This window comes from Actinotalea ferrariae CF5-4 (assembly GCF_000603945.1).
GTDB lineage: Bacteria > Actinomycetota > Actinomycetes > Actinomycetales > Cellulomonadaceae > Actinotalea > Actinotalea ferrariae.
The window spans coordinates 1-7,714 of sequence record NZ_AXCW01000167.1 but is presented as its reverse complement, the minus strand read 5'-3'; the positions used below and the strand labels follow the sequence as shown (position 1 = coordinate 7,714).

Here is a 7,714-nt window from a genome sequence, read left to right as displayed (position 1 = left end):
CCAGCCCCCGGGCTGCGGTGACGCCGTCGGCGACGGCGCGCCGCAGCCCGGTCCGGGCGTCCCGCACGTCCGCGCGGCCCGGGAACCACGGCAGGGCCGCGGCGGTGCGCCGGCCCGAGCCGTAGACGAGCAGGGCGAGGAACACGCCGTAGACGGGCAGGTGCCCGATGAGCTCCGTGGTCCCGAAGACGAGCAGCGTGAGGTTGAACGGGACCAGCGCGACCAGCACCGTCACCTGCGGCAGAGCCCCGGACAGGATCAGCAGGCCGAAGAGGATCTCCGACGCGCCCGCGAAGGCGATGAACACGTCGAGCGGGACCGGGAGGCCGAGCACCTCCGGCAGGTTCATCTCCGGGTGCTCCGCCAGGAGGTTCCGCGCCAGGTCCGGGTTCGTGAGCTTCTCGCTGAACGCCAGGGTGATGAGCGCGACGCCCACGAACACCCGCACGAGCAGCACGGCCCAGCGCAGGTGCGCGTCGCTCGGCGTGACCCGCCCGAAGGTGCGGTCCGAGGGCGGCAGCACGGCGAGGAAGAGGGCGACGGCAAGGGTGTCGGCCGTCTCCAGCAGCGCGACCGGACCCGCTGCCAGGAGCACGGGCGGCCCGAGCAGGACCACCCCGAGCGCGGCGACGCGCAGCCGCGCGCCCGTGATGAGCCAGATCCCGACGGCGGCCTGGACGACACCGGCGAACACGCCACCGGGCACCTCGTCGAGCGGCAGCGACGGGGTGAGGAACGCCCCCGTCACCGAGTACGCCAGCAGCGAGACGCCCATGTGGATGCCCAGCAGGCGGGGGACGTAGGGGGCGAGCCGGCCCAGGGGGGCCAGCAACGGCAGCTCCGGCGTGGGCAGGCGCCGCGCGACGAGCCGCCACGCCACGGCAGCGGCCACGACGGCAGCCGTCAGGAGCAGCGGGACGGGCGAGAAGAAGAAGCCCCAGTCACCCCCGGCGGCCGGGTCGGCGAACCACCGCGCGTGAGCGGCGGCCGGTCCGGCGACGACCACGCCGCCGAAGAGGGCCAGGGCGGTCGCCGCGGCGACGCGAGCGGCCGGTCGACGGTCGGCCGTCGGGCGCAGCCGCGGGCGTGCGCCGGCGGCGAGGGAGCGGTGCAGGGCGGGACGGTCGGTCGGCATGCGGGAGGTCATGTCGGCCCTCGGGTTCGGTGGGGGCGCCGGGGTCCCGGCCCCTTCAGGTTACGAACCGCGGGCGGGGAAATGGCACAGCGACGACCTGAACATGACGAAGATCACGGCTCTGGCGTCTCCGTGAACGGCCGCCCCACCGACCTCCCCCGGCGTCATCCCCGCGCGTCCGCCCGCGACCGCTCACGGGGCCGGCGGCACACTTGCCCCCATGACGACCCCCTCACCAGGACCTGCCGGGCGCGGTTACGACGTCGCCGCCTTCCGCTCCCGCTTCCCCGCCCTCGCCGAGGGAGCCGCCCACTTCGACGGGCCGGGCGGCTCGCAGGTGCCGCTCGAGGTGGCGCAGGCCGTGGCCGACGCGATGACCTCCGCGACCGCGAACGTCGGCACCGTGACGCGTGCCGAGCGGCGCGCCCGCGACGTCGTGGTGGGCGCCCGCGCGGCGCTGGGCGACCTCCTCGGGGTGGACCCCCGCGGCGTCGTCGTCGGGCGGAGCATGACCCAGCTGACGTTCGACCTGGCGCGGACGCTCGCGGCGGGCTGGGGGCCGGGCGACGAGGTCGTCGTGAGCAGGCTGGACCACGACGCGAACATCCGGCCGTGGGTGCTCGCCGCCCAGGGGGCCGGGGCGACGGTGCGGTGGGCCGACTTCGACCCGACGAGCGGCGAGCTGGAGACCGAGGCGGTGGCGGCCGTCGTCGGCGAGCGCACGCGCGTCGTCGCCGTGACGGCCGCGTCCAACCTCATCGGGACCCGACCCGACGTGCCCACGATCGCCCGCGTCGCGCACGACGCCGGGGCGCTCCTCGTCGTCGACGGGGTGCACGCCACCGCGCACACCCCGACCGACGTCGCCGCCCTCGGCGCCGACGTCTACCTCTGCTCGCCCTACAAGCTCCTCGGTCCGCACCTCGGCGTCATGGCCGCCGACCCGGCGCTCCTGGAGACGCTGCGGCCCGCCAAGCTCCTGCCGTCCACGGACGCCGTCCCGGAGCGGTTCGAGCTGGGCACCCTGCCCTACGAGCTGCTCGCCGGGTGCACGGCGGCGGTCGACGTCGTCGCGGGGCTCGGCGACGAGGCGCTCGGCGGCACCGGGTCGACGCGGCGCGAGCGGGTGCTGGCCGGCATGGCGGCGGTCGAGGCCCACGAGGACCGGCTGCTCGCGCGGCTCGAGGCCGGCCTGGCCGAGCTGGGTGGGATCTCGTCGTGGTCCCGCGCGCGCCGCCGCACCCCCACGGTGCTGCTGCGCGTCGACGGCGTCCCCGACGCCCGAGTACGTCAGCACCTCGCGGACCAGGGCGTCAACGCGCCGAACGGCTCCTTCTACGCGCTGGAGGCGTCCCGCCACCTCGGGCTGGGCGACGCCGGTGCGGTACGGGTCGGCCTGGCGCCGTACACCGACCACGACGACGTCGAGCGCCTCGTCGAGGGTCTGCGAGCGGTGCGTCCGTGACGTGAGAATGACCGTTTTTGCGTCACTTTGACGGGCGAGCCCCCTCCTCCGGACCGTCGATCATGGCCGTTCGCCGTTTGATCACCTACTGGTCGTCAGAATTCCCTGCTGTTAACCTGCCGCGCGTCAAGCCCGCACAAGGAGGTCGCGGGTCTGCCGCTGGGGGGCGGCGCGCGGAAGCACGATGAGGTGCGACCTCCGCTAGACGAGGAGTGAGATGAACTCACTGGTCCTTCTTGTGGTCGGCGTGGGGACGATGGCCCTGGGTTACGCCTTCTACTCCAAGCACCTGGCACGGCGGGTCCTCCGCCTGGATCCGGACTACCGCACGCCGGCGCACCAGATGAACGACGGCGTCGACTACGTGCCGACGAACAAGTTCGTCCTCTGGGGCCACCACTTCACGTCGGTCGCGGGTGCCGCGCCCATCGTCGGCCCGGCGATCGCCGTCATCTGGGGCTGGCTCCCCGCCTTCATCTGGGTCACGCTCGGGACGGTCTTCTTCGCCGGCATGCACGACCTCGGCGCCCTCTGGGCCAGCGCCCGGCACCGGGGTCAGTCGATGGGCTCCCTCTCGGGCCGGTACATCGGCGCGCGGGGACGGAACCTCTTCCTGGTCGTCATCTTCCTGCTGCTGCTCATGGTCAACGCGGCCTTCGCCGTCGTCATCTCGGGACTGCTCGTGTCCACCCCGACGGCGGTCATCCCCACCTGGGGCGCCATCGCGGTGGCCCTGGTCATCGGCCAGCTCATCTACCGGTTCAAGGTCGGGCTCCTCTGGCCGTCGATCGGCGGCGTCCTCGTCCTGTACTCGCTCATCGTGATCGGCGACCGTGTCCCGGTCGTGCTCCCCGAGACGGTGCTCGGCCTGCCCGCCGCGTCCTTCTGGATCGTCGTGCTGTTCGTCTACGCCGGCATCGCGTCGATGCTGCCGGTGTGGGTCCTGCTGCAGCCGCGCGACTACATCAACGGCCTCCAGCTGTTCATCGGCCTGGGCATCCTCTTCGCCGCGGTCGTGATCGCGTCCCCGACCGTGGTGGCGCCGGCGTTCAACACGAACCTGCCGGAGAACACCCCGAGCATCGTCCCGCTGCTGTTCGTGACCGTCGCGTGCGGTGCGATCTCGGGCTTCCACGGGATGGTCTCCTCGGGCACGAGCTCCAAGCAGCTCAGCAAGGAGACCGATGCCCGGTTCGTCGGGTACTTCGGCTCGGTCGGCGAGGGCCTGCTCGCACTCGGCGCGATCATCGCCGCGACGGCCGGCTTCGCGACCCTGGCCGACTGGGAGGCCGTCTACAGCGCCTTCGGCAGCGGGGGCGTCGGGGCCTTCGTCGCCGGCGGCGGTGCGATCCTCAACACCGGCCTCGGCATCCCGGTCGGGCTGTCGGCGACGGTGCTCGCCACGATGGCCGTGCTGTTCGCGGCGACCACCATGGACACCGGGCTCCGCCTCCAGCGCTTCGTGGTCCAGGAGGTGGCCCAGATCGCGGGCAAGCGCGTCGGGACGGTCGCCGCCACGCTCATCGCCCTGGCGTTCTGCCTGGGCCTGGCGTTCGGCGCGGGCGGTGACGGTGCCGGCGGCATGGTCATCTGGCCGCTCTTCGGGACGACCAACCAGCTGCTCGCAGCGCTCACGCTGTCGATCATCTCGGTCGTCCTCATCAGGGCCGGTCGCAACCCGATGTACACGCTCGTGCCGCTGGCGTTCGTCCTCGTCATGTCCGTCTACGCGCTGGCCGTCCAGGCGGTCCAGTTCTACGAGCAGCAGAACTGGCTGCTCTTCGGCATGGACGTGGTCATCTTCGTCGCGGCGCTGTGGGTGGCGGTCGAGGCGGCGCAGGCGATGAACCGCGAGCGCAAGCGGGCCGAGCCGGACCCGGTCGTCGGTGACGTGCCGGAGCCGGAGTCCGCGGCGGGCGTCGGAGCACCGCGCGCGTGACCTCCTCCCGTCGGTCCGGGGAGGGGGCGACCGCCCCCTCCCCGGACCTTCTCGCACGCGTGAGGTCCGGCCTGGGCGCCGTCGGTCGGGGACTCACCGAGTTCTACGTCGCGCCGTACCGCCGCACGTTCGCCCGGGCGCGCCGCGACGAGGAGGACCTCCTCCGGCTGGTCGTCCTCGCGGAGTCCCTGGGTGTCCCCGACCCGGCGCGCTGGTACACGCTGGAGCTGCTGCCGGTGCTCTACGACGACGTCCACGAGTGGCACCGGCGCGTCGGCCTCGACCGCTCGCCCCTGGAGCACGTCTCGTGCTGCTGAACCTGCCCGAGCTGGTGGCCGCGCGCCGCGTCGTCGTCGTCGGGGGGAAGGGCGGGGTCGGCAAGACCGCCGTCTCCTCCGCCGTCGCGCTGGGTGAGGCCCGCCGCGGACGACGCGTCCTCCTCGTCTCCACCGACCCGGCGCACAACCTGGGCCACCTGTGGGGGGCCGACGTCGGCGACGCGGGGACCACGCTGGCACCCCGGCTGGACGCGATCGAGATCGACCCGGAGCGCACCACCGAGGAGCACCTGCGCCAGGTGGGTGAGCGTCTCCGGCGGCTCATGCCGCCGCATCTCGCCGGAGAGGTGGACCGGCACCTGTCGCTCGCGCGGGACGCACCGGGGATGCACGAGGCCGCCATCCTCGAGCGCGTCGCCGAGGTGGTGGAGGCGAGCCTGGCGTCCTACGACCTGCTCGTGCTCGACACCGCACCCTCGGGCCACACCGCGCGCCTCATGGCCCTGCCGGAGACCCTGACGACGTGGACCGACGGCCTGCTGCGCCGCGAGGAGCGTGCCCGCCGGCTCGGTGAGGCGGAGCGCGGGGTGTCCGGCCGCACCACGGCGCGGGACCGGCAGGGACGGACCCTGGCGGACGACCCCGCCGCCGGGGTGCTCGGCGCTCCCGCGGGTCCCGTGGAGACGGAGCAGGGCGACCGGAACGCGGAGATCCGCGACGTCCTCCTGCGCCGACGCGCGCGTTTCGCGCTGCTGCGCTCGGTCTTCACCGACCCCGCGGCGACGGCGTTCGTCGTCGTGCTCGCCGCGGAGCGGCTGCCCGTGCTGGAGACGGTCGAGCTCGCGGAGCAGCTCCGCCGTGCCGGGGTCCACCTGGGGGGGCTCGTCGTCAACAAGCGGTCCCCCGCCGACGGCGGTCCGCTCCTCGCCGCGCGCCGCGCGCACGAGGACCAGTACCTCCGGACGCTGGACGACGCGCTGCCGCAGGCCCCGCGGGTGGAGGCCCCGCTGCTGCCGGACGACCTGGTCGGAGCCGCCGCGCTGCAGCGCTTCGGCGAGGTGCTGGGGTTCGGGCGCACCGACGTGCGCTGACAGGCCCCGGCGCGGAGCCGCCTCAGGGGTTGGACAGGTCCTCGAAGATCAGGAAGGTGTGGGTCGAGAGGACGCCGGGGATGGCCTGGAGGACGTCGAGGACCACCCGGCGCAGCGCCTCGTTGTCCCGTGTCCGGACCAGCAGGATCACGTCGACGTCGCCGCCGCCGACGAGGGCCATGTGCTTGACCTCGGGGACGTGACGGAGCCGCTCGCTCAGGTCGCGCCAGGAGTGCTGCCGGACGGTCAGGGTGACGTAGGCCGACGTCCCGAGCCCGCTCCGCGCCGGGTTCACGACCGCGCTGAACCCCTCGAGGACACCGAGGTCCTGGAGGCGTTCCAGGCGGCTGTAGGCGTGGGAGCGCGAGATGTTGACCACCTCGGCGAGGGCGCGCACCGACATCCGGCCGTCCCGGGTCAGCTCGTCGAGGATCCGGCGGTCCGTCTCGTCCAGCTGGATGTCCATGTGTCGCCGCCGCTCCCTCGCACCGCCTGAACGTGGGCCATTCGACCATACAACCGGAAAGGACCGGGCCAAATGTCCGAGGTTTCCGGCCCTGCCGCGCCCATCCGACCATGACGCGCCATAGTCGAGGGAGCACTCGACGAGGAGGCGCGCATGTCTGCGGACCGCACCGCGGTGGATCCGGGAACGTGGAGCTCGGCCCTGGACGCCGTGCGGCTGCTCGATGCCGACGGCAGCCCCGTCACGCACGACCGGTACGACCCCGTCCCCCTGCCGGACCTGCTGGAGCACTACCGCGCGATGGTGCTGGGCCGGCGGTTCGACGACCAGGCAGGGGCCCTCGTCCGCCAGGGCCGCCTCGCGGTCTACCCGTCGTCGCACGGGCAGGAGGCCTGCCAGGTCGCCGCCGCGCTGGCCCTGCGACCCGGCGACTGGCTCTTCCCCACCTACCGGGACAGCGTCGCGGTCGCCACGCGCGGCGTGGACCCGGTCGAGGTGCTGGCCTGGCTCCGCGGTGACTGGCACTGCGTGTTCGACCCGACCGCGCACCACGTCGCGCCCCAGGCGACGCCGCTGGCCACCCAGCTCCTGCACGCCGTCGGCGTCGCCCACGCCGCGCGCCTCCGGGGCGAGGACACCGTGGTCATGGCGCTGTGCGGCGACGGCGCGACGAGCGAGGGCGACTTCCACGAGGCGCTGAACTTCGCGGCCGTCTTCCACACCCCCGTCGTCTTCCTCGTGCAGAACAACAAGTACGCGATCTCCGTGCCACTGGCGCACCAGTCGGTCGCGCCGTCGCTGGCGTGCAAGGGCGTCGGGTACGGGATCCCCGGGATCCTCGTGGACGGCAACGACGTCGCGGCGCTGTCCGCCGTCCTCGGTCGGGCGGTCGCCGACGCCGCGGCCGGCGGCGGGCCGGTGCTCGTGGAGGCGGACACGTACCGCATGCACGCCCACACCAACGCCGACGACCCCACGCGCTACCGGACCGACGAGGAGGTGCGCTCCTGGGAGTGCCGGGACCCGATCAGCCGAGTCCGCACCTACCTGCGGGACGTGGGCGCCCTGGACGACGCGGCCGAGCAGGCCCTCGCCGCCGAGGCCGAGGCGCTCGCCGCGCACGTCCGGGAGGGGCTGTCCCGGGCACGACCCAGCGAGCCCGACGACCTCTTCGCCCACGTCTACGCCTCCCCCACCCCCCAGCTCCTCGCCCAGCGGGACCTCCTGCGCGCCGAGCTCGCCACCGAGGAGGCAGACCGGTGAAGACGACGATGGCGGGCGCGCTCAACGCCGCCCTGCGCGACGCGATGACGGCCGACCCCACCGTCGTCGTCTTCGGG

The 7,714-nt window shown here is 73.8% G+C and carries 7 protein-coding genes; 5 read left to right on the top strand and 2 right to left on the bottom strand.

Features of this window, described 5'->3' with window-relative positions; genetic code table 11:
* On the bottom strand, positions 1-1,135 hold a 1,135-nt coding region (locus tag N866_RS13345; protein WP_155855366.1), incomplete at its 3' end, for a hypothetical protein.
* Positions 1,136-1,355: 220 nt separating this feature from the next.
* Between N866_RS13345 and N866_RS13340 the strand changes: the two genes are divergently transcribed.
* From N866_RS13340 to N866_RS13325, 4 genes are all read left to right on the top strand, one after another.
* Complete coding sequence (locus tag N866_RS13340) at positions 1,356-2,600, top strand: cysteine desulfurase-like protein (protein WP_034227150.1); 1,245 nt, start codon at positions 1,356-1,358, stop codon at positions 2,598-2,600.
* A gap of 217 nt (positions 2,601-2,817) precedes the next feature.
* Positions 2,818-4,539: a carbon starvation CstA family protein gene (locus N866_RS13335; protein WP_034227147.1), complete on the top strand. Its 1,722-nt coding sequence runs from the start codon at positions 2,818-2,820 to the stop codon at positions 4,537-4,539.
* A 59-nt stretch (positions 4,540-4,598) separates the two neighbouring features.
* Positions 4,599-4,856, top strand: a complete 258-nt coding sequence (locus N866_RS13330) for a cory-CC-star protein (RefSeq protein WP_034227157.1) — start codon at positions 4,599-4,601, stop codon at positions 4,854-4,856.
* Positions 4,847-5,908, top strand: a complete 1,062-nt coding sequence (locus N866_RS13325; protein WP_216699451.1) for an ArsA family ATPase — start codon at positions 4,847-4,849, stop codon at positions 5,906-5,908. Before N866_RS13330 ends, N866_RS13325 begins: the two co-directional genes overlap by 10 nt.
* Positions 5,909-5,930: 22 nt before the next feature.
* Here N866_RS13325 and N866_RS13320 read toward each other — a convergent pair whose 3' ends face one another.
* Entirely contained in the window at positions 5,931-6,374 is a 444-nt protein-coding gene (locus N866_RS13320; protein WP_034227144.1) for an Lrp/AsnC family transcriptional regulator, read from the bottom strand.
* Between the two features lie 153 nt (positions 6,375-6,527).
* Between N866_RS13320 and pdhA the strand changes: the two genes are divergently transcribed.
* Positions 6,528-7,637, top strand: a complete 1,110-nt coding sequence (gene pdhA / locus N866_RS13315) for a pyruvate dehydrogenase (acetyl-transferring) E1 component subunit alpha (protein WP_034227142.1) — start codon at positions 6,528-6,530, stop codon at positions 7,635-7,637.
* Positions 7,638-7,714: the final 77 nt, after the last annotated feature.